This is a genomic window from Pseudomonas sp. NPDC087615, assembly GCF_044743445.1.
In the GTDB taxonomy this organism is placed as follows: Bacteria; Pseudomonadota; Gammaproteobacteria; order Pseudomonadales; family Pseudomonadaceae; genus Aquipseudomonas; species Aquipseudomonas baetica_A.
Window position 1 is genome coordinate 103,368 of sequence record NZ_JBIUWM010000002.1, and the last position, 19,184, is coordinate 122,551.

Sequence of the window (19,184 nt, forward strand, 5' to 3'; positions counted from 1 at the left end):
TCAGTTCTCCAGAACGTCGAGCAGGCCGAGGGGCAGCGGAACGTCCATCACGCGGTCGAACAGCAGGTAAAGACCGACGGCCATCAGGCTGATGATCACGATGCTTGGTAGCCAGCGGCCGCCGTACAGGCGCGCCATCGGTATCCCCGTCAGGATGCTGGCGATGACGAAACCAAGGGGTTCGAAGGTGCCGGCGAAGACCAGCAGCAGAATCACGCAAATACCGATCTTGGTCAGGGTTTCACGATCCAGCGGCGGCTCGTCATCTTTGCTTTTGATCGGCGCCGGACGAAACACCATGTACAGCAAGGCCAGGCCCATCAGACCGAGCATCAACAGGGGAAAGGCGCGAGGGCCAACCGGTTCGTAGGAAAAGGCTGCCTGATACGGCCAGGCCATCAGTGCCAGGCCGACGCAGGCCAGCAACAGCACCGAGGCGAAAATGCGTTGAATAAGCATGGGGAACTCCTGTGCTGCGGCCCCGGGCGAGCGGGGCCGCAGCCGCTAGACAGAGACGATCACTGAATCAGGCCGAACTCTTTGGCCAGCACTTTGTAGTCCGCGACCTGCTTCTTCACGTAGGTGTCCAGTTCCGGACCGGTCATGGCGAACGGGAACAGTTCACGCTGATCGCGCAGCTTGGCGAAGTCTTCGGAGGCCAGCAGTTTGTCGAATGCCGCTTTCCACCAGGCGTAGTCTTCATCGCTGACTTTTGGCCCGAGGTAGAAACCGCGTACCACCGGCCAGACGATGTCATAGCCTTGCTCTTTGGCCGTCGGGATGTCTTTCATTTCCGGCTGATCCAGACGCTTGTCGGCAAACACCGCCAGCAGACGCATGTCACCGCTCTGGATGTGCGGCATGGAGTCGGAGATGTCGGTGCTGCCGACCTGAATGTGACCGCCGAGCAGGGCCGTGGCGATTTCGCCGCCACCTTCGAGGGCGACGTAACGCAGGTCACGCGGGTTGATCCCGGCAGCCTTGGCGATCAGCGCCGTTTGCATCCAGTCCTGGCTGCCGACGGTGCCACCGGAACCGATGACCACTTTGCTCGGATCTTTCTTCAGCGCCTGAACGAGATCGTCGAGAGTCTTGTAGGGCGAATCGCTTTTCACGGCGATGGCGCCGTAGCTTGTACCGACGGCTGCCAGCCAGCGCACGTTGCTTTCATCGAAACGACCGAACTTGCCCTGAGCCAGGTTCAGCAGCGAACCGCTCGACCACGCCACCAGGGTGCCGGCGTCGGCGGGACGTTGAGCGACCACCGCGTTGTAGGCTACCGCGCCAACACCGCCGGGCATGTAGGTCACGCGCATCGGTTTGCTCAGCAGTTTCTCGTTGACCAGCGCGCTTTGCGCCAGTTTGCAGGTCAGGTCGAAACCTCCGCCAGGCGAGGCCGGGGCGATACATTCCGGACGTCTCGGCTCGGCCAAGAGCTGGCCGGCAAACAGGATGCAACTGGCGGCGAGTGCCACTTTACGCAGTGATAAGTTCATTTCAGTCTCCACGGACATTGTTGTTATTCGAGGTGTTGCTTACCCAAGGGCATTTACCAAAGAGCAACGCTATAGCTCACCAGCAGACGCACTTCGTCCGCATCGCGAGCAGAATAGTTGGAACGGTAGGTTGCATTACGCAGGCGTACGGCAACGTCTTTCAGGGCACCGCTTTGCACCACATATTTGATTTCGGTGTTGCGCTCCCACTCTTTGCCTTCATCACCGTTCTTGAGTTTGATGTTGTCGCCGCTCAAGTAGCGGGTCATGAAGCTCAAGCCAGGGATGCCGAGTTTGCCGAAGTCGTAGTCGTAACGTGCTTGCCAGGAGTGTTCTTCGGCGCCGGCGAAATCGTTGATCTGCACGAAGTTGACCAGGTACGGGTCACTGCCATCGACATAGGGGAATGCACTGTCGCCGGACATGTGCTGATAACCGGCGGTGAACTTGTGGCCGCTCAAGGCATAGCTGACCAGACCGTTGAGCGAGCGGTTGTCGATCTCGCCGCCACGGGCTGCGCCTTGGTCATCACTGACGGCAAAACGCAGGTCGGTCGCAAACGTACCGGGGCCCATCGGCCGTGAGGCGACGAGGCCGAAAAAGTGCTGGTTGTAGACTTCGTCGAGTTGGGCGAAGTGGTAACTGCCGGTGATCTTGTCGGTGAACTTGTAGTCCACGCCGCCAAAATCGAAGTGCTTACCGGCGACGGCGCCAGCGAAACGGCCGTTCTTGTTGTTGAGGGCGATGTCCTCGAAATCGGTGCTGTCGCGATCCTTGGCTTTCTCCAGACGTCCACCGGTGAAGGTCAGGTTCTTGATCTCTTTGGACGTCAGCAAGCCGCCTTCAAAGGTCTGCGGCAGGATGCGCCCGTCGTTCGCCTTGAGGATTGGCAGTTCGGGAATCAGGCTGCCGATTTTCAGTTCCGTGGCGGAGATTTTTACTTTGCCGGTCAGGCCGACTTTCGAATATTCGTTCGCTGCGCGCCCATCGTCGTGGGTCGGCAGCAGGCCGCTGCCGGTACGGTCCGGACTCGAATCGAGTTTGACCCCGAGCATGCCCAGCGCATCGACACCGAACCCCACGGTGCCGTCGGTGTAACCCGATTGCAGATTGAGCATGAAACCCTGAGCCCATTCATCGCGTTTGGATTGCTGGGCGCTGGTGCCCGAGCGAAAGTCGCGGTTGAAATACATGTTGCGGGTTTCGAAGGTAGCGCTGCTGTCTTCAATGAAGTCGGCGTGGCTCAGCGGCGAAAAACCGGCGAGGGCGGCGGCACTGGCAAGGGCGGTATGGCTGAAACGGGAAGGACGAACAGGCGTGAGAGCCTTGGTCTGCAAGGACGGCATGCGTGGGGTACTCCGTTTATTGTTCTTATTGGTCGAAAACGCTTCGTGGCGTTTTTCGTAACGCTGTGTGGCATCAGCGACGGCAGTCTGGACTGTCCGTGCATTGACTCTAACGGGCCAACCTTTCGCTAACCTTTCAACTGACTTTCAAGGTTTTCGGGCTTCACAGCGGCAGATGCGGCTGTAAACTTCGCGGCAAAGCGTGGCGTCGGCCATCCCTGAATGAGGTGAAAATCCATGCGTGTTCTGCTCGTCGAAGACCATCTGCAACTGGCCGAAAGTGTTGCTCAGGCGCTCAAGAGCACGGGTCTTACCGTGGATGTGTTGCACGATGGCGTGGCGGCCGACCTTGCGCTCGGCAGCGAGGAGTACGCGGTGGCGATTCTCGATGTCGGCCTGCCGCGCATGGACGGTTTTGAGGTGCTGGCGCGATTGCGCGCGCGCGGAAAGAATTTGCCGGTGCTGATGTTGACCGCGCGCAGCGATGTGAAGGATCGCGTGCACGGCCTCAATCTTGGCGCTGACGACTACCTTGCCAAACCTTTCGAACTGACCGAACTGGAAGCGCGGGTCAAGGCCCTGTTGCGCCGCACTGTGCTCGGTGGCGAGCGTCAGCAGCGTTGCGGTGTGCTGGCCTACGACCTCGACACCCGTCGTTTCACCCTCGGCGAGGAATTGCTGACCCTGACGTCCCGCGAACAAGCGGTACTCGAAGCGCTGATCGCCCGCCCGGGGAGGGTGATGAGCAAAGAGCAACTGGCGTCGCAGGTGTTTGGCCTTGACGAGGAGGCCAGCCCTGACGCGATCGAAATCTACGTGCATCGCTTGCGCAAGAAACTCGACGGCCAACCGGTGGCGATCGTGACCTTCCGTGGTCTCGGCTATCTGCTGGAAAGCCGCGATGCATAAGCCCAGCAGCCTGCGCTGGCGGTTGCTGTGGAATCTGGCGCTATTGCTGGTGGTGTTGATGCTCGCCAGCGGCTTGAGTGCTTACTGGAATGGCCGCGTCGCCGCCGACACTGCCTATGACCGAACCTTGCTGGCCTCGGCGCGAACCATCGCTGCCGGCTTGTCCCAGCGTGACGGCACCCTCAGTGCCGATGTGCCTTATGTGGCCCTCGATACTTTTGCTTACGACAGCGCCGGGCGGATCTATTACCAGGTCAACGACATTCATCAGAAGCTGATTTCCGGTTACGAAAACCTGCCAGGACCGCCGCCCGGCACGCCAAGAACCGACGATTATCCGGCGTTGGCGCGCTTCTACAACGCCACGTACCGGGGCCAGAACGTGCGCGTGGTCAGCCTGCTCAAAGCGGTGAGCGAACCGAACATGAATGGCATGGCGGAAATTCGCGTCGCTGAAACCGACGAAGCTCGCGTCAGCATGGCGCGCGGTCTGGCGGGCGATACGTTGCTGCGATTGGGCATGTTGGCGATTGGCGCGTTGCTGTTGGTCTGGTTCGCGGTCAGTGCAGCGTTGCGGCCATTGGAGCGGTTGCGCACGGCGGTGGAGGAGCGTCAGCCCGATGACTTGCGCCCGTTGCCATTGGTGGAAGTGCAGCACGAGTTTGGTCCGCTGGTACGCAGCCTCAACCATTTTACCGAGCGCCTGCGCGGCCAATTTGAACGTCAGGCGCAGTTCATCGCCGATGCGGCGCATGAATTGCGTACGCCACTGGCAGCGCTCAAGGCGCGGCTTGAGTTGGGTCTGCGATCAAGTGAACCCGAGACGTGGCGCAGCACTCTGGAATCCTCCGCGCAAAGCACCGATCGCCTGACCCATTTAGCCAATCAGTTGCTGTCGCTGGCCCGCGTCGAAAACGGCGCTCGGGCGATTGCCGAGGGCGGCGCGCAGTTGCTCGATCTGAGTCAATTGGCCCGTGAACTGGGCATGGCCATGGCGCCGCTGGCGCACGCGCGCGGTGTCGCGCTGGCGCTGGAGGCGGATGAGCCGGTGTGGTTGCGTGGCGAGCCGACGCTGCTCAATGAGTTGCTGAGCAATCTGGTGGACAACGCATTGGCGCATACACCGTCGGGCGGCAATGTGATTCTGCGGGTCACGGCGCCGGCGGTGCTTGAGGTTGAAGATGACGGGCCGGGGATTCCGCTGGAGGAGCGTGATCGGGTGTTCGAGCGCTTCTATCGGCGTAATCAGCAGGTGGCGGGCTCGGGTTTGGGCTTGGCGATTGTCGGTGAGATTTGTCGGGCGCATCTGGCGCAGATCAGCCTGCACGATGGTGAGCAGGCGGGGTTGAAGGTGCGGGTGAGCTTTATCGCCGGGTGATTTGTATGGGTTGTGCAGGCCTCTTCGCGAGCAGGCTCGCTCCCACAGTGGGCGCGTAAAACCTGTGGGCTTGCTCGCGAATGGCGTGGTTTCAGATCAGTAAAACATCGTCCGCGACTCTTCCAGGTCTGCGCACAACACTTTGTTCTCGGGATCGATCCCAAGCTTCCTGAACGCCGGGACAGTGAGCGGATCAATGCGTGCAAACGGATGGTCGGTGTCCTTGTGGCAATACAGGCTCGCCACTTGCACCAGATCGACGTAATCGATCTCAGCCGAATCGCGTGTGAAATCCTGATAAAGCCCCGGCAATTTCACCAGTCGCTCGGGGAACTCCCAAACGCGCAGCAGTTTGTCACCCAGCAGCGGATGAATGTTGTCGATCACATGGTTGAGGCTGACCGGGTCCGACAGCAGTTCGTAGTGGTCTTCGGCGTAGGTCAGAATCGGCAGCACGCCGATCTGATGCACCAACCCGCCCAATGCCGCCTGATCGGGCTTGAGCTGAGAGTAGCGGCGACACAGCGCATAACTGACCCCGGCGATTTCCAGACTTTTGCGCCAGACGTCGCGCATCGTCTGTTCCACCACTTCGGAGCTGGCATGGAAAATCTGCTCCATCACCAGGCCAATCGCCAGATTGCTGCTGTAGTTGATGCCCAGTCGGGTGATGGCAGTGTGCAGGTCGGTGACTTCCTGCGCCGCGCGCAGCAGTGGGCTGTTGACCACTTTGATCAGACGCGCCGAGAGCGCGGTGTCTCGGCCTATCACTTTGCTCAGGTCGCTGACGCTGATTTCCGGGTCTTCAGCGGCCTTACGAATTTGCAGGGCCACCTCCGGCAACGTGGGCAGAACCAGGTCATCGTTGTCGATGGCCTCAATCAAATCCTTTTGGACCTTATCCGCCAGTTCGCTCATTTAGACTCTCTAGGGTGTTGCACAAAAGCGGCGATCAGCGCTGGATTTCGCGGTCGCGATCCAGTTCGTAGGGCAAATCGAGCAAATGCAGTGCCTGGCCCTCAAGGCTGCCCAGATGCAGATCGCCCGCTTCGGCAGCTTCGGCCTGCAGCACCGCCAGTAGTTCAATGTTTTGTCCGGCGTGGGCGGCCAGCACGACTTCGCCGATCGAACTGTTGTGGCTAGGCGCGAACAGTTGCGTGCCGGGCGCCGGCAACTCACCCGCCTCCAGGCTCACGCGATACAGACGGCGCTTGAGTTTGCCCAGGTATTGCATGCGCGCGACGATTTCCTGGCCGGTGTAGCAACCTTTCTTGAAGCTCACGCCGCCAACTGCTTGCAGGTTGAGCATCTGCGGGATGAACAGTTCGCGGGTGCTCGGCATGACCTGACCGATACCGGCGCGGATCTGCCCCAACAGCCAATGATTGAGTTCACCTTCAGGCAGGGCTGCCGACAATTTGCCTTTGATCGCATCGGCTTGATCGGCTGGCATCCAAAGTTCGGCACGATCCGGCGAGACGCGAATTGCGACCAGACCTTCACTGCGCACGACGCAGTCTGTTTCCGCCGGCAAGTCCAGACCGAGGCCGGCCAAGGCGCTGTCGCCATGCGACAGGCCGAAACGCACCCAGGCGGCGCTTTCGTCAGTCAGTTTGGATTTGGAGAACACGGCGTATTTTTTCAGATCCGCCAGTTGCGGCTCCAGCAGCTCACTGGCCATGGCCAGCACCACACCGTCACCTTCGAGCAGAATGCGGAAACTGGACTGCATCCGGCCTTTTTGTGTGCAGCGCGCACCCAGGCTGGCCTTGGTGTCACTCAGGTAGTTGATGTTGCAGGTCAATTGGCCTTGCAGGAATTTTCCGGCATCCGCGCCGCGAACCGCGAGAACGCCTTCATGAGACAGGGTGCAGAAAAAAGCAGAATCGGCCATGGGTCTTCGCAGGGTAAATAGACTGGGGCACATCATAAGGGCGTGCTGTTGAAATGGGTAGTTCATAAAGGATCGGTGGTGCCCGACCAAAGCCGACTGTGCGAGCCGCGTCGGGGCTGTATACTTGCCGCCAAATTTGAGGAGGGCCCCATGGTCGAACAAGTTGAACTCAATCGCCACTTTTGGCACAGCCGTCGCGGCATGCTTGAACTTGACGTGCTGCTGGTGCCGTTCGTGAAAGAGGTTTACGCAGGCCTGAATCAGGTTGATCGCGATTTGTACGTGCGCCTGCTCGAGTGCGAGGATCAGGACATGTTCGGTTGGTTCATGGAGCGCAGCGAGTCCGAAGATCCGGAGTTGCAACGCATGGTTCGCATGATCCTGGATCGTGTTCAGCCCAAGTAATACGTTTGAATGCCGCTGGCATGCCTCACGGCAGTTGCTGGCGGCGTATCTATTGGCCCAGGCATTCGCTTTGGGCTCGTTGTGCCTACTGTCTATTCCACTCTGGGCGAGTCTGGTCGGTGCTTTCGGTTGCCTGCTTCACGGTTTCTGGGTGTTGCCGCGGCAGATCCTGCTGAGTCATCCCAAAGCATTTTGTGGATTGCGTCGAGATGCCGACGGCTGGCAACTGTGGAATCAGGCCAATGGCTGGCAAGCCGTGCAGTTGCGACCCGACAGTCTGGCACTGCCGTTGATCGTGGTGCTGCGCTTTCGTTTGCGCGGGGAGTGGCGGGTCAGATCGATCTGTGTGCCTCGGGACTCGCAGGCGGCGGATCTGCACCGACGCCTGCGAGTACGACTCAAGTTCAGCCGACGTAGGTGGGCGGCACCAGAATAGTGTCGAGCGCTTCGGGCAGCAGGTCAGGATAGTCGAGGGTGTAATGCAGGCCGCGACTTTCCTTGCGCTCCATGGCTGAACAAATCATCAGCTCAGCCACTTGTGCAAGGTTGCGCAGTTCGATCAGGTCGCGACTGACTTTATAGTTGCTGTAGAACTCGTCGATCTCGTCCAGCAACAGGCGCACACGGTGCTGTGCCCGTTGCAGGCGCTTGTTGGTGCGCACGATACCGACGTAGTCCCACATGAAACGGCGCAGTTCATCCCAGTTGTGCGCAATGATTACGTCTTCGTCGGAGTCGGTGACCTGGCTGGCATCCCACGCGGGCAGGGCGCTTGGCGCTGTCACATCATCGAGTTGCGCCAGAATGTCTGCCGCCGCCGAGCGGGCGTAGACGAAACATTCCAGCAGCGAGTTGCTGGCCATGCGATTGGCGCCGTGCAGGCCGGTGAAACTGGTTTCACCGATGGCGTACAAACCCGGTACATCGGTGCGGCCGTTTTGGTCGACCATGACTCCGCCACAGGTGTAGTGCGCGGCGGGTACGACCGGGATCGGTTGTTGAGTGATGTCGATGCCGAAACCGAGGCAGCGTTCATAAACCGTCGGGAAGTGACTTTTTATAAAGGCTTCGGGTTTGTGGCTGATGTCGAGATAGACACAATCCACGCCCAGACGCTTCATTTCATGGTCGATGGCGCGTGCGACGATGTCACGCGGTGCGAGCTCGGCGCGCTTGTCGAAGCGGTACATGAAGCGTTCGCCATTGGGCAGCTTCAAATGCGCGCCTTCGCCGCGCAACGCTTCAGTGATCAGGAAGCTTTTGGCTTGCGGGTGATACAGGCAGGTGGGGTGGAACTGATTGAATTCGAGATTCGCCACCCGGCAGCCCGAGCGCCAGGCCATGGCGATGCCATCACCACAGGCGCCGTCAGGGTTGCTGGTATAGAGGTAGACCTTGGCAGCCCCCCCGGAAGCCAGAATCACGAAGCGTGCGCCGTAGGTATCGACTTCGCCCGTGGCGCGGTTCAGCACGTAGGCGCCAAGGCAGCGGTCGCCGTCCATGCCCAGGCGACGTTCGGTAATCAGATCGACGGCAACTCGCTGCTCCAGCAGTTCGATGTTGGAGCGTTCTTTGGCTTGGGCCAGCAAGGTTTTGAAAATCGCAGCGCCGGTGGCATCGGCCGCATGGATGATGCGCCGGTGGCTATGGCCGCCTTCGCGGGTCAGGTGGAATTCGAAACCGCCGTCCTCAGTGCCGGACTGCTCGTCGCGGGTAAACGGCACGCCTTGATCGATCAGCCATTGGATGGCTTCCCGGCTGTGCTCGACGGTGAAGCGCACGGCGTCTTCATGGCACAGACCGCCGCCGGCGTTCAGGGTGTCATCGACGTGGGATTCGACAGTGTCGGTGTCGTCCAGCACAGCGGCGACGCCACCCTGGGCCCAGAACGTCGAACCGTTGGCGAGATCGCCCTTGCTCAGTACGGCAATGCGCAAATGACCCGGAAGGGTCAGCGCAAGACTCAAACCGGCAGCACCGCTGCCAATGACCAGAATATCGTGTTGAAACTGTTGGCTCATTTCAGGATTCCGCTCAAAGCGACCCGGATCGGGGGTGGTGCAAGACAGCTGGATCGGCGAGTCAAGACAGCCACACAGCCCACTAGTATATAGAGGGGTGGGGCGGCACAATAGCCGGGCCTATATGGCATTGTGAAACTACTGTGACGGAAAAAGCCGTGTGTTTCGTCGGAAGATTTTCCATAAGTTTTGGGGAGAAACGACTGTATCGGCGATGAAACAGACTTTTTCTTCCCGGGGTTGCCCAATGTGGGGTGGGGGCGTCTATAAATAATTGGAACTTTTGCCAAAGGCCCAAGATCAATAGACGGTGCCAGAAACAAGGGACAGTGTCGGCTTGCGTGCGGAATCTGCGGTTGGGTTCCTGCCGGTGAAACCGATGACAAGATTATTCGCGCAGCCGGTTTATCCCGCGCTGCGTTTTTCGTGCGTGCCAAAACAGAGCCCGCAGGAAACTTGCTTGGAGGGGGAGAACTTTTGCGAAAAGCCCGAGTCTATGGTTGCAAGTCTGGTCATTTAGTTATGCAAGTCTCCTCCGGGCTTATCGAGGAGTGTTCATGCTAACCCAGGAAGAGGATCAGCAACTGGTCGAGCGCGTTCAACGTGGCGACAAGCGAGCTTTCGATCTGCTGGTGCTGAAATATCAGCACAAAATTCTCGGGTTGATCGTGCGTTTTGTCCACGACACCCATGAAGCCCAGGACGTCGCTCAGGAAGCCTTTATCAAGGCGTATCGAGCACTTGGAAACTTTCGCGGCGACAGTGCGTTTTATACGTGGCTGTACCGTATTGCCATAAACACGGCGAAGAATTACCTGGTTTCACGCGGCCGCCGGCCGCCAGATAGCGATGTAAGTTCAGAAGATGCAGAGTTCTACGACGGCGATCATGGCCTCAAGGATCTCGAATCACCAGAACGTGCACTGCTGCGGGATGAGATCGAAGGCACCGTCCATCGAACCATTCAGCAACTGCCAGAGGATTTGCGTACGGCTTTAACTTTACGCGAATTCGATGGTCTGAGTTACGAGGACATTGCGAGCGTCATGCAGTGTCCGGTGGGTACCGTGCGCTCTCGGATTTTCCGCGCCCGGGAGGCCATCGATAAAGCCCTGCAACCGTTGTTGCAGGAAAACTGAGACAGCGGCGACAGCCAAGAGAGGAACGCCATGAGTCGTGAAGCCCTGCAGGAATCGCTGTCCGCAGTGATGGATAACGAAGCGGACGAACTGGAATTGCGTCGAGTGCTCAATGCACTGGACGACGTTGAAACCCGTGAGACCTGGGCTCGTTACCAGATCGCTCGGGCAGCCATGCACAAGGATTTGCTGCTTCCGCGTCTGGATATCGCTGCGGCAGTGTCTGCTGCACTGGAAGACGAAACGGCTCCGGCCAAAGTATCCCGCAGCCCATGGCGCAACCTCGGCCGTCTGGCTGTTGCGGCCTCGGTAACTGTTGCCGTTCTGGCCGGTGTTCGCCTTTACAACCAGGATGAAATTGCGGGTGTTGAACTGGCACAGCAATCGAACCAGCCAACCCTGGCCACTCCACAAGTGAAAGGCCCGGCTGTTCTGGCAGGCTATAGTGAGAGTTCGGAAGCTACTGGCCCTATGGCCAACGGCGTACTGCAAGGTCAGCCGGGCTGGCACGATCAGCGTCTGCCGGGTTACTTGCGCCAACACGCTCAACAGGCAGCACTGAAAGGTACTGAAAGCGCACTGCCATATGCGCGTGCAGCGAGCCTGGAAAACCGTTAAGGAGGATCATGCGCGCCATACCTCTACTCTCGCTTCTGCTCAGTGGCTGGTTTGTTGTTCCAGCCCACGCCGACGAGGCCCAGGACTGGTTGACCCGTCTGGGCCAAGCCGAACAGCAGCAAAGCTTTAAAGGCACATTCGTTTACGAGCGTAACGGTAGTTTTTCTACCCATAACATCTGGCATCGCGTCCAGAATGGCCAGGTTCGCGAGCGTTTACTTCAGCTCGACGGTTCTGCACAGGAAGTCGTGCGCATTGATGGACATACTCAGTGCGTCAGCGGCACCCTGATTGCCGGGCTGGGGGATACTCCCAACTCCGCCGCTCGTCCTCTCGATCCGCAAAAGCTTAAAAACTGGTATGACCTTGCCGTCATTGGCAAATCGCGCGTGGCGGGGCGAGACGCAGTGATCGTATCGCTCACGCCTCGTGACCAGCATCGTTACGGGTTTGAGTTGCATCTGGACAAGCAGACCGGGCTGCCGCTCAAGTCATTGTTGCTCAATGACAAAGGGCAGTTGCTCGAACGCTTCCAGTTCACCAGCCTCGATACCGACGATGTGCCCTCCGATAAAGACCTGCTGGCCGACGCCGACTGCAAGCCAGTCAAGCTCGACAGCGACAAGGCTTCTGCCGTGAAAACGGCTCAGGTCTGGCATTCAGTGTGGTTGCCCCCAGGCTTCGAACTGACCAGCAGCGCCTCGCACAAAGATCCCGAAACCAAGGCGCAGGTCACCAGCCTGATGTATGACGATGGCTTGGCGCGCTTCTCGGTTTTTCTTGAGCCATTGAATGGCGCTACCGTTACTGATACTCGCACCCAACTGGGCCCGACTGTCGCCGTATCCCGTCGGTTGACCACGCCGGAAGGCGAGATCATGGTCACCGTGGTGGGTGAGATTCCAATCGGCACTGCCGAACGAATTGCTCTTTCGATGCGTAATACCGATGCCCCAGCAACCAGCAAGCAGTGAGCTGATTTCAGTCATTACCCTTTCTTCGTTCAGACGGAGATGAAATGTTTGTTGAGCATTTTCATTTGCAAATCACCCGGAAATTTTTTATAGGTCAGAGCCTCACGGCTCTGGCCTTGTTTGTTTTTCCTGGAAGAAAAATACCGGTGTGTGGTTTCCGGTGTTCCTTGTTCCATATCGCTTAAACCTGCTCGTCGTAACGGGAGCTGTATGTCGATACCTAGCTTGAAGTCTTATCTCTCCATTTTCGCCACCGTGCTGTTGCTCGGTCAGGCCATTCCTGCTGCGCAAGCAGCCGATCTGCCTGACTTTACGCAACTGGTCGAACAAGCTTCGCCGGCCGTGGTGAACATCAGTACCACCCAGAAATTGCCGGATCGCAAAGTGAACCAGCAGATGCCTGATCTCGAAGGCCTGCCACCAATGCTGCGTGAGTTCTTCGAACGCGGCATGCCGCCTCAGCAGCGTTCTCCGGGCGGTGGTCGCCAGCGTGAAGCGCAATCGCTGGGTTCGGGGTTCATCATCTCTCCAGATGGCTATATCCTGACCAACAACCATGTGATTGCCGATGCTGACGAAATTCTCGTACGCCTGGCTGATCGCAGCGAAATGAAAGCCAAGCTGGTCGGCACTGACCCGCGTTCCGACGTGGCCCTGCTGAAAATCGAAGGCAAGGATCTGCCGGTGCTCAAGCTCGGCAAGTCCCAGGATTTGAAAGCCGGGCAATGGGTGGTGGCAATCGGATCGCCTTTCGGCTTTGACCATACGGTGACCCAAGGCATCGTCAGCGCCGTGGGTCGTAGTCTGCCGAACGAGAACTACGTGCCGTTCATCCAGACTGACGTGCCGATCAACCCGGGCAACTCCGGTGGCCCACTGTTCAACCTGAACGGTGAAGTGGTCGGGATCAACTCGCAGATCTATACCCGTTCCGGCGGCTTCATGGGTGTGTCGTTCGCGATCCCTATCGATGTGGCAATGGATGTGTCGAACCAGTTGAAGAGCGGTGGCAAGGTCAGCCGCGGCTGGCTGGGCGTGGTCATTCAAGAAGTGAACAAGGATCTGGCCGAGTCGTTCGGTCTTGATAAACCGGCCGGTGCGCTGGTTGCACAGATCCAGGATGACGGTCCGGCGGCCAAGGGCGGTCTGCAAGTAGGCGACGTGATCCTCAGCATGAATGGTCAACCGATCGTCATGTCCGCTGACCTGCCGCATCTGGTTGGTGCACTGAAAGCGGGTGCCAAGGCCAATCTGGAAGTGATCCGTGACGGCAAGCGCAAGAATGTCGAGCTGACAGTCGGTGCTATTCCTGACGAAGACAAAGATCTGGATGTTCTGCCGAAGTCCGGAACTGAAACCAGCAGCAACCGCCTCGGTGTGTCGGTGGGCGAACTGACCGCTGAGCAGAAGAAAACCTACGACCTCAAAGGGGGAGTGGTCATCAAGGAAGTGCAGGACGGTCCTGCGGCGTTGATCGGTCTGCAACCAGGTGATGTCATCACTCACCTGAACAACCAGGCCATCGGCTCCACCAAGGAGTTCGCCGAGATCGCCAAGGCGCTACCGAAGAATCGCTCGGTGTCGATGCGTGTTCTGCGTCAAGGTCGCGCGAGCTTCATTACCTTCAAACTGGCTGAATAAGCAGGCTGACGGTTAAAAAAAACCGCCTCGAAAGAGGCGGTTTTTTTTATATCTGAAGCTTTTATATCGGTGGTATGACTCAGCCCATCATGTCCTTGACCATGCGTTCCTGCTCCATCAACTCGCGTTGGCGTGCGTCAATGCGTGCGGACAGCGGGAAGTTGCTGCCCGCCTTGCGCTTGGCAAAATCGAGCTGCTGGATCGCCTGACGGTAATCGCCGACCAGCGCGAAATACTCGGCGCGTGCTTGGTGCAGGCCGATGATATTGCCTGACAAACCACGGGTTTCGGCAACCTGATACCAGACGTCCGGATCATTCGGGCGTGATTTGAGCAAGCCTTCCAGCGCCTTCTCGGCATCGGCGGCGCGATTCTGTTTGAGCAGCAGATCGACACGAACCTGGTTCAGCGGATAGTTGCCAGGATACTGCGTAAGCATGCGGTCAACCCGCGACTGTGCATCGGGCAGGCGATTGTTGGTGATGTCCAGGTCGACCTGAGCAAGGTTGTAGATGATCTCGTTTGGCGACTTGGCCAGCAATTGCTTGAGGTTCTCCCGGGCTTCATTCAACTGGCCACCCTTTATCTGCGCGATTGCCAGACCATAGCGCGCCACATCGTTTTTCGGATTCTCGTCCAGTTGTGCGCGAAAGCGCTTGGCGCCTAACCCCGGGGTTCCCTCGTAGATCAGTTGGACGCGGGCGCGAATCAACTGATAGCGCATGGAGTCTTCGATGCCGCCGGGCTTGGCCTGTTCGGCACGGTTGCGGGTGTCGGCGATCCGCGATTCGGTAACCGGGTGGGTCAACAGGAATTCTGGTGGCTTGGCATCGAAACGATACTGGCGCATCAAGCGCTCGAACATGTTCGGCATCGAGCGCGGATCGTACCCGGCCTTCTCCAGATTGAGGATGCCGATACGGTCGGCTTCCTGTTCGTTCTGGCGGGAGAAGGTCCGTTGCGACTGAATCGCAGCAGCCTGAGTGCCCGCGATGGTTGCAATGCCGGCGTCACCGCCACCGGCCGCGGCAATCACGATCCCGGCCAGCAGCGCGGCCATCATCGGCACCTGCATCCGCTGTGACGCCTCGACACCGCGGGCGAAGTGGCGTTGCGACAAGTGAGCCAGTTCGTGCGCCAGTACCGACGCGTATTCGCCCTCGGTCTGCGCATTGAGGAACAATCCACCGTTGACCCCGACCACGCCGCCAGGTGCCGCAAAAGCGTTGAGCTGCGGGCTGTTGATCAGGATGAATTCAAGGCGCCGGTCAGTAACCTGGCTGGTCTCCACAAGCTTGTAAACGCTCGATTCAACGTAGTCCTTGAGTTGTGGATCGTTGAGCTGTGAAACCTGACTGCGCAACATGGCCAGCCAGGCGCGACCGAGCTGGTATTCCTGTTGTGGCGAGACAATGGCAGAGCTGGCGTCGCCGAGTGACGGCAGATCGTCGGCAAAGCCCGGTGAGGCGAGCAGGCAAGCGAGCGTCAGCAGGGTAGGGCGCAGAAAAGTCATGCACAAAGCCTTAGAAGACAAAGACCTTACTGTAGCCGGACACCAGGCCTGCGACCAGATATTCTAGGTCGCTCGACTGACCTGATCCGGAGTGACGCAATGACTGACGCTGTAGCCCATGATGTGGAACTGGACGCCAGCGGCCTGAATTGTCCGTTGCCGTTGCTCAAGGCAAAAATGGAACTGAACAAGTTGTCCAGCGGTGCGGTGCTCAAGGTGATCGCCACGGATGCGGGCTCGCAGCGCGATTTCCGCACCTTTGCCAAATTGGCCGGTCATACGCTGCTGCGTGAAGAAGATGAATCGGGCGTCTATCGTTACTGGTTGAAAAAGGCCTGAACCTGACAGCGTAAAAGACCTAAGGATTATTGATGTTCAAAGTGTTACGCGACTGGATTCAGCGTTACTTCTCTGACGAAGAAGCCGTGGTGTTGGCGGTGCTGCTGGTGCTGGCCTTTACTGCGGTGCTCACCCTCGGCGGCATGCTTGCGCCTGTATTGGCGGGGATGGTGCTGGCGTATCTGATGCAGGGCCTGGTGGTCACGCTGGAGCGTCTGCGCATGCCGGGCGGAGCGGCGGTGGGGTTGGTGTTTGCGCTGTTCATGGGCGTATTGATGCTCTTCATCGTTGTGGTGTTGCCGCTGCTGTGGCATCAGTTGATCACGCTGTTCAACGAGCTGCCGGGCATGCTCGCCAAGTGGCAATCGCTGCTTTTGTTGCTGCCGGAGCGCTATCCGCATCTGGTGTCCGACGAACAAGTGTTGCAGGCCATCGAAGTGGCGCGCGGCGAGATTGGCAAATTCGGCCAGTTGGCGCTGACGTTCTCGCTGTCGAGTTTGCCGTTGCTGGTGAACATCATGATCTACCTGGTGCTGGTGCCGATCCTGGTGTTCTTCTTCCTCAAGGATCGGGCAATGATCGGCGAGTGGGTGCGCGGCTATTTGCCTCGCGAACGGGCGCTGATCACCCGGGTCGCGCAGGAGATGAACCGACAGATCGCTAATTACATTCGCGGCAAAGTCATCGAGATTGTGATTTGCGGCGGCGTTACCTACATCGCTTTTGTCGCGCTGGGCCTCAACTATGCGGCGCTGTTGGCCTTGCTGGTCGGCGTTTCGGTGGTGGTGCCGTATGTCGGAGCGGTGGTGGTGACGGTGCCCGTGCTGCTGATTGCGCTGTTCCAGTGGGGCTGGAGCGATCAGTTCATCTATTTGATGGCGGTTTACGGCATCATCCAGACACTGGACGGCAATGTGCTGGTGCCGTTGCTGTTTTCCGAAGCGGTCAATCTGCACCCGGTGGCAATCATCTGCGCGGTGCTGTTGTTTGGTGGGCTGTGGGGATTTTGGGGAGTGTTCTTCGCGATTCCCCTTGCGACGCTGTTCAAGGCCGTGCTGGATGCGTGGCCACGCAAGGAGCCGGCGGTGGCGCCATTGCTTTAGTGGCTGATCGGTATTGTTCGGTGCGGCTCAAGGCCCATTCGCGAGTAAGCCCGCTCCCACACTGGATCTGTGAATGCCACAGTTCCTATGTGGGAGCGGGCTTGCTCGCAAAGGCGTCAGTGAAAACGACGCAACAACATCAGGCCTTGTTCAGATTCTGGGCAGCAACCAGCACCGCATCCACATGGCCCGGTACTTTCACGCCGCGCCATTCCTGACGCAGTACACCGTCCTTATCAATGAGGAAAGTGCTGCGATCAACGCCCAGGTATTCCTTGCCGTAAAGCTTCTTCAGCTTGATCACGTCGAACAGTTGGCAGACGGCTTCGTCCTTATCGCTGATCAGCTCGAACGGAAATTCCTGCTTGCACTTGAAGTTCTCGTGGGACTTCAGGCTGTCGCGGGAAATACCGAAGATTTCCGTGTTGGCAGCCTGGAACGCCGCGTACTGATCACGAAAGCCCTGACCTTCGGTGGTGCAGCCCGGGGTGCTGTCCTTCGGATAGAAGTAGATCACCACTTGCTTGCCCTTCAGGGCAGAGAGGCTGACGGTTTGCCCGCTGGTGGCAGGTGCTTCGAAATCCGCTACGGGTTGGTCGATGACAACGGCCATGAAAGCTTCCTTACATTGGGTTCTGTGGGCGCCAAGGCTCGATCAGTGCGTCGAGGTTCATCGCATCGGCGAAATCCAGGAACTGGTCACGCAGCCAACTGATCTGTGTGCCGGCCGGCAGGGTCACGGTAAATGTAGCATTGAGCATGGTGCCGCCGGTTTGCGGTGCCTGATACGTGTCACAGGTCAGGTTTTCCAGTTCGACGTTGTGATCCATGAAGAACTGGCACAGCTCATTGATGATGTCCGGGCGATACGCCGAGCTGACATAAGCCACGTACGGCAGTGCCTGCGGGCGATTTTCCAGCGCCGCGCTACGCACCACGTTGACGGTGAAAGCGTGCTTCTTGGCGAGGCCCGACAGGCTGCCTTCCAGACGCGCGAGGGCGTCCCAGCTGCCAGAGATCTCAAGGATCAGCGCGCTGCACTCGCCGTGGCGGGTCAGGCGTGAAGTAACCACCGCGCAGCGATTTTCATGGCTGGCGCGGCACAGGACGTTAGTCAGCTCCATGGGGTTGGCGCCGAGGGCACTGATGACAAGGAATTGTTCGCGAACTGTGGGGGTGGACATGCAGCATTCCTAAAGCGATGAGCGGTCGGTAGGTTTACGGTCGTTGGCCGCCGGGAGGTGCCTGTGTGCCCATTCAGGCTGTCCGTTCAAAAAGCCCCGGCAAAGCGCTCGCGGCTCGCTCCACTATAGCGGGAGCGCGTCGATGCGACGCAGGAACGGGGTTTGGGAGGCCGAAAAGGGAGGCTGTAACCCGGCGTACAAGCTGATCTGTACCGATCAAAGTCTGAAGGGTAGCGAAAAGCGACGCCAAGGGGAATGGCGGCAGCGCAGTACTTCGCTTGTGCAAGCATCTTGGCGCCAGTACCATTACCGCTCTCTTTTTCCGGCAGGAGCGGTTTCATGATTGCGGGCAGTATGGTGGCACTGGTCACTCCCATGGACGCCCACGCGCGTGTTGACAGGGTCAGCCTCAGCAAACTCGTGGACTTCCACCTCAAGAACGGCACCCATGCCATTGTCGCGGTCGGTACTACCGGCGAGTCGGCAACCCTTGATGTAGAAGAACACATCGCCGTGATCAAAGCCGTGGTCAAACAGGTTGCTGGCCGCATTCCGGTCATCGCCGGCACCGGCGCCAACTCGACCCGCGAAGCCGTCGAACTGACCCGCAACGCCAAAGCCGCCGGCGCCGATGCCTGCCTGCTGGTAGTCCCGTACTACAACAAGCCGACTCAGGAAGGTCTGTACCAGCACTTCAAACATATCGCCGAAGCGGTCGACATCCCGCAGATTCTCTACAACGTTCCTGGTCGTACGTCTTGCGACATGCAGGCCGAGACCGTGATTCGCCTGTCCACCGTGCCGAACATCATCGGCATCAAGGAAGCCACCGGCGACCTGACGCGTGCCAAAGCGATCATCGATAGCGTGAGCAAGGACTTCATCGTGCTGTCGGGCGATGATCCGACCGCGGTCGAGCTGATCCTGCTGGGTGGCAAAGGCAATATCTCTGTTACCGCCAACGTCGCTCCACGCGAAATGGCGGATCTGTGCGAGGCCGCGCTCAAGGGCGACGCCGATACCGCACGGGCCATCAACGAAAAACTGATGCCTCTGCACAAAGACCTGTTCATCGAAGCCAACCCGATTCCGGTGAAGTGGGCTTTGGTTGAAATGGGCCTGATGCACGAAGGCATCCGCCTGCCGCTGACGTGGCTGAGCGCACCTTGTCATGAAACGCTTCGCACGGCCCTGCGCCAGTGCAGCGTCCTGGTTTAATTGAGG

Annotated in this window: 21 protein-coding genes; 11 read left to right on the forward strand and 10 right to left on the reverse strand. The window is 58.8% G+C overall.

All coding sequences use genetic code 11. From position 1 onward, the window contains the following. From ACIOU6_RS01930 to ACIOU6_RS01940, 3 genes are read right to left on the reverse strand one after another with little or no spacing between them, the layout of a single operon-like run. Positions 1-459, reverse strand: a complete 459-nt coding sequence (locus tag ACIOU6_RS01930) for a tripartite tricarboxylate transporter TctB family protein (RefSeq protein WP_221731337.1) — start codon at positions 457-459, stop codon at positions 1-3. A 59-nt stretch (positions 460-518) separates the two neighbouring features. Beyond that, the gene (locus ACIOU6_RS01935) at positions 519-1,496 is read right to left on the reverse strand and encodes a tripartite tricarboxylate transporter substrate binding protein (RefSeq protein ID WP_221734358.1); all 978 of its coding nucleotides are present in this window, start codon (positions 1,494-1,496) and stop codon (positions 519-521) included. A gap of 53 nt (positions 1,497-1,549) precedes the next feature. Then, entirely contained in the window at positions 1,550-2,842 is a 1,293-nt protein-coding gene (locus ACIOU6_RS01940) for an OprD family porin (protein ID WP_221734357.1), read from the reverse strand. Between the two features lie 237 nt (positions 2,843-3,079). On the opposite strand from ACIOU6_RS01940, the gene ACIOU6_RS01945 reads away from it, so the two are divergent. Together ACIOU6_RS01945 and ACIOU6_RS01950 are read left to right on the forward strand one after the other, a co-directional pair. Beyond that, complete coding sequence (locus tag ACIOU6_RS01945; RefSeq protein ID WP_221734356.1) at positions 3,080-3,751, forward strand: response regulator; 672 nt, start codon at positions 3,080-3,082, stop codon at positions 3,749-3,751. Continuing rightward, entirely contained in the window at positions 3,744-5,129 is a 1,386-nt protein-coding gene (locus ACIOU6_RS01950) for a sensor histidine kinase (protein ID WP_401133311.1), read from the forward strand. The genes ACIOU6_RS01945 and ACIOU6_RS01950 overlap by 8 nt, the downstream gene beginning before the upstream one ends. Positions 5,130-5,225: 96 nt before the next feature. On the opposite strand, the gene ACIOU6_RS01955 is transcribed toward ACIOU6_RS01950, so the two are convergent. After that, positions 5,226-6,047, reverse strand: coding sequence for an HDOD domain-containing protein (locus tag ACIOU6_RS01955; RefSeq protein WP_221734354.1), 822 nt, complete (start codon positions 6,045-6,047; stop codon positions 5,226-5,228). Between the two features lie 34 nt (positions 6,048-6,081). Further along, positions 6,082-7,023, reverse strand: a complete 942-nt coding sequence (locus ACIOU6_RS01960; RefSeq protein WP_401133314.1) for a YgfZ/GcvT domain-containing protein — start codon at positions 7,021-7,023, stop codon at positions 6,082-6,084. 150 nt (positions 7,024-7,173) lie between these two features. Here ACIOU6_RS01960 and ACIOU6_RS01965 point away from each other — a divergent pair, with 150 nt between their 5' ends. Both ACIOU6_RS01965 and ACIOU6_RS01970 read left to right on the forward strand, forming a co-directional pair. Further along, positions 7,174-7,428 (forward strand): succinate dehydrogenase assembly factor 2, encoded by a 255-nt coding sequence (locus ACIOU6_RS01965; protein WP_401133317.1) that lies wholly within the window; start codon positions 7,174-7,176, stop codon positions 7,426-7,428. Further along, a complete protein-coding gene (locus tag ACIOU6_RS01970; protein WP_401133319.1) occupies positions 7,412-7,864 on the forward strand; it encodes a protein YgfX in 453 nt (150 codons plus the stop codon). Before ACIOU6_RS01965 ends, ACIOU6_RS01970 begins: the two co-directional genes overlap by 17 nt. Here ACIOU6_RS01970 and nadB read toward each other — a convergent pair. Beyond that, complete coding sequence (gene nadB, locus ACIOU6_RS01975) at positions 7,833-9,449, reverse strand: L-aspartate oxidase (RefSeq protein WP_401133321.1); 1,617 nt, start codon at positions 9,447-9,449, stop codon at positions 7,833-7,835. The genes ACIOU6_RS01970 and nadB overlap by 32 nt on opposite strands. A gap of 557 nt (positions 9,450-10,006) precedes the next feature. Between nadB and rpoE the strand changes: the two genes are divergently transcribed. From rpoE to ACIOU6_RS01990, 3 genes are read left to right on the forward strand one after another with little or no spacing between them, the layout of a single operon-like run. Then, positions 10,007-10,588, forward strand: a complete 582-nt coding sequence (rpoE, locus tag ACIOU6_RS01980) for an RNA polymerase sigma factor RpoE (RefSeq protein ID WP_003172477.1) — start codon at positions 10,007-10,009, stop codon at positions 10,586-10,588. A gap of 30 nt (positions 10,589-10,618) precedes the next feature. After that, a complete protein-coding gene (locus ACIOU6_RS01985; RefSeq protein ID WP_007911408.1) occupies positions 10,619-11,206 on the forward strand; it encodes a sigma-E factor negative regulatory protein in 588 nt (195 codons plus the stop codon). A gap of 8 nt (positions 11,207-11,214) precedes the next feature. Further along, positions 11,215-12,180: a MucB/RseB C-terminal domain-containing protein gene (locus ACIOU6_RS01990; protein WP_401133324.1), complete on the forward strand. Its 966-nt coding sequence runs from the start codon at positions 11,215-11,217 to the stop codon at positions 12,178-12,180. 29 nt (positions 12,181-12,209) lie between these two features. On the opposite strand, the gene ACIOU6_RS01995 is transcribed toward ACIOU6_RS01990, so the two are convergent. Beyond that, the gene (locus ACIOU6_RS01995) at positions 12,210-12,356 is read right to left on the reverse strand and encodes a hypothetical protein (RefSeq protein WP_221729411.1); all 147 of its coding nucleotides are present in this window, start codon (positions 12,354-12,356) and stop codon (positions 12,210-12,212) included. Between the two features lie 34 nt (positions 12,357-12,390). On the opposite strand from ACIOU6_RS01995, the gene ACIOU6_RS02000 reads away from it, so the two are divergent. Continuing rightward, complete coding sequence (locus ACIOU6_RS02000; protein ID WP_221729410.1) at positions 12,391-13,821, forward strand: DegQ family serine endoprotease; 1,431 nt, start codon at positions 12,391-12,393, stop codon at positions 13,819-13,821. 79 nt (positions 13,822-13,900) lie between these two features. Here ACIOU6_RS02000 and ACIOU6_RS02005 read toward each other — a convergent pair whose 3' ends face one another. Next, the gene (locus ACIOU6_RS02005; RefSeq protein ID WP_221729409.1) at positions 13,901-15,334 is read right to left on the reverse strand and encodes a M48 family metalloprotease; all 1,434 of its coding nucleotides are present in this window, start codon (positions 15,332-15,334) and stop codon (positions 13,901-13,903) included. 99 nt (positions 15,335-15,433) lie between these two features. Here ACIOU6_RS02005 and ACIOU6_RS02010 point away from each other — a divergent pair, with 99 nt between their 5' ends. Continuing rightward, a complete protein-coding gene (locus ACIOU6_RS02010; RefSeq protein WP_221729408.1) occupies positions 15,434-15,673 on the forward strand; it encodes a sulfurtransferase TusA family protein in 240 nt (79 codons plus the stop codon). A gap of 32 nt (positions 15,674-15,705) precedes the next feature. Next, on the forward strand, positions 15,706-16,776 hold the full coding sequence (locus ACIOU6_RS02015; RefSeq protein ID WP_221729407.1) for an AI-2E family transporter: 1,071 nt from the start codon (positions 15,706-15,708) through the stop codon (positions 16,774-16,776). A gap of 139 nt (positions 16,777-16,915) precedes the next feature. On the opposite strand, the gene ACIOU6_RS02020 is transcribed toward ACIOU6_RS02015, so the two are convergent. Both ACIOU6_RS02020 and ACIOU6_RS02025 read right to left on the reverse strand, forming a co-directional pair. Continuing rightward, on the reverse strand, positions 16,916-17,389 hold the full coding sequence (locus ACIOU6_RS02020) for a peroxiredoxin (protein WP_221729406.1): 474 nt from the start codon (positions 17,387-17,389) through the stop codon (positions 16,916-16,918). Positions 17,390-17,399: 10 nt separating this feature from the next. Next, complete coding sequence (locus tag ACIOU6_RS02025) at positions 17,400-17,960, reverse strand: glycine cleavage system protein R (protein ID WP_016984694.1); 561 nt, start codon at positions 17,958-17,960, stop codon at positions 17,400-17,402. 339 nt (positions 17,961-18,299) lie between these two features. Here ACIOU6_RS02025 and dapA point away from each other — a divergent pair, with 339 nt between their 5' ends. Beyond that, complete coding sequence (gene dapA / locus ACIOU6_RS02030) at positions 18,300-19,178, forward strand: 4-hydroxy-tetrahydrodipicolinate synthase (protein WP_401133331.1); 879 nt, start codon at positions 18,300-18,302, stop codon at positions 19,176-19,178. The last annotated feature ends 6 nt before the right edge of the window (positions 19,179-19,184 follow it).

What these genes read in the sequence shown, in the direction of transcription:
- ACIOU6_RS01955 (WP_221734354.1), bottom strand. Translation starts at nt 6,047, where the DNA reads ATGAGCGAACTGGCGGATAAGGTCCAAAAGGATTTGATTGAGGCCATC.
- rpoE (WP_003172477.1), top strand. Translation starts at nt 10,007, where the DNA reads ATGCTAACCCAGGAAGAGGATCAGCAACTGGTCGAGCGCGTTCAACGT.
- ACIOU6_RS01930 (WP_221731337.1), bottom strand. Translation starts at nt 459, where the DNA reads ATGCTTATTCAACGCATTTTCGCCTCGGTGCTGTTGCTGGCCTGCGTC.
- ACIOU6_RS02015 (WP_221729407.1), top strand. Translation starts at nt 15,706, where the DNA reads ATGTTCAAAGTGTTACGCGACTGGATTCAGCGTTACTTCTCTGACGAA.
- ACIOU6_RS02020 (WP_221729406.1), bottom strand. Translation starts at nt 17,389, where the DNA reads ATGGCCGTTGTCATCGACCAACCCGTAGCGGATTTCGAAGCACCTGCC.
- dapA (WP_401133331.1), top strand. Translation starts at nt 18,300, where the DNA reads ATGATTGCGGGCAGTATGGTGGCACTGGTCACTCCCATGGACGCCCAC.
- ACIOU6_RS01940 (WP_221734357.1), bottom strand. Translation starts at nt 2,842, where the DNA reads ATGCCGTCCTTGCAGACCAAGGCTCTCACGCCTGTTCGTCCTTCCCGT.
- nadB (WP_401133321.1), bottom strand. Translation starts at nt 9,449, where the DNA reads ATGAGCCAACAGTTTCAACACGATATTCTGGTCATTGGCAGCGGTGCT.
- ACIOU6_RS02025 (WP_016984694.1), bottom strand. Translation starts at nt 17,960, where the DNA reads ATGTCCACCCCCACAGTTCGCGAACAATTCCTTGTCATCAGTGCCCTC.
- ACIOU6_RS01965 (WP_401133317.1), top strand. Translation starts at nt 7,174, where the DNA reads ATGGTCGAACAAGTTGAACTCAATCGCCACTTTTGGCACAGCCGTCGC.
- ACIOU6_RS01950 (WP_401133311.1), top strand. Translation starts at nt 3,744, where the DNA reads ATGCATAAGCCCAGCAGCCTGCGCTGGCGGTTGCTGTGGAATCTGGCG.
- ACIOU6_RS01995 (WP_221729411.1), bottom strand. Translation starts at nt 12,356, where the DNA reads ATGGAACAAGGAACACCGGAAACCACACACCGGTATTTTTCTTCCAGG.
- ACIOU6_RS01990 (WP_401133324.1), top strand. Translation starts at nt 11,215, where the DNA reads ATGCGCGCCATACCTCTACTCTCGCTTCTGCTCAGTGGCTGGTTTGTT.
- ACIOU6_RS02005 (WP_221729409.1), bottom strand. Translation starts at nt 15,334, where the DNA reads ATGACTTTTCTGCGCCCTACCCTGCTGACGCTCGCTTGCCTGCTCGCC.
- ACIOU6_RS01960 (WP_401133314.1), bottom strand. Translation starts at nt 7,023, where the DNA reads ATGGCCGATTCTGCTTTTTTCTGCACCCTGTCTCATGAAGGCGTTCTC.
- ACIOU6_RS02010 (WP_221729408.1), top strand. Translation starts at nt 15,434, where the DNA reads ATGACTGACGCTGTAGCCCATGATGTGGAACTGGACGCCAGCGGCCTG.
- ACIOU6_RS01935 (WP_221734358.1), bottom strand. Translation starts at nt 1,496, where the DNA reads ATGAACTTATCACTGCGTAAAGTGGCACTCGCCGCCAGTTGCATCCTG.
- ACIOU6_RS01985 (WP_007911408.1), top strand. Translation starts at nt 10,619, where the DNA reads ATGAGTCGTGAAGCCCTGCAGGAATCGCTGTCCGCAGTGATGGATAAC.
- ACIOU6_RS02000 (WP_221729410.1), top strand. Translation starts at nt 12,391, where the DNA reads ATGTCGATACCTAGCTTGAAGTCTTATCTCTCCATTTTCGCCACCGTG.
- ACIOU6_RS01945 (WP_221734356.1), top strand. Translation starts at nt 3,080, where the DNA reads ATGCGTGTTCTGCTCGTCGAAGACCATCTGCAACTGGCCGAAAGTGTT.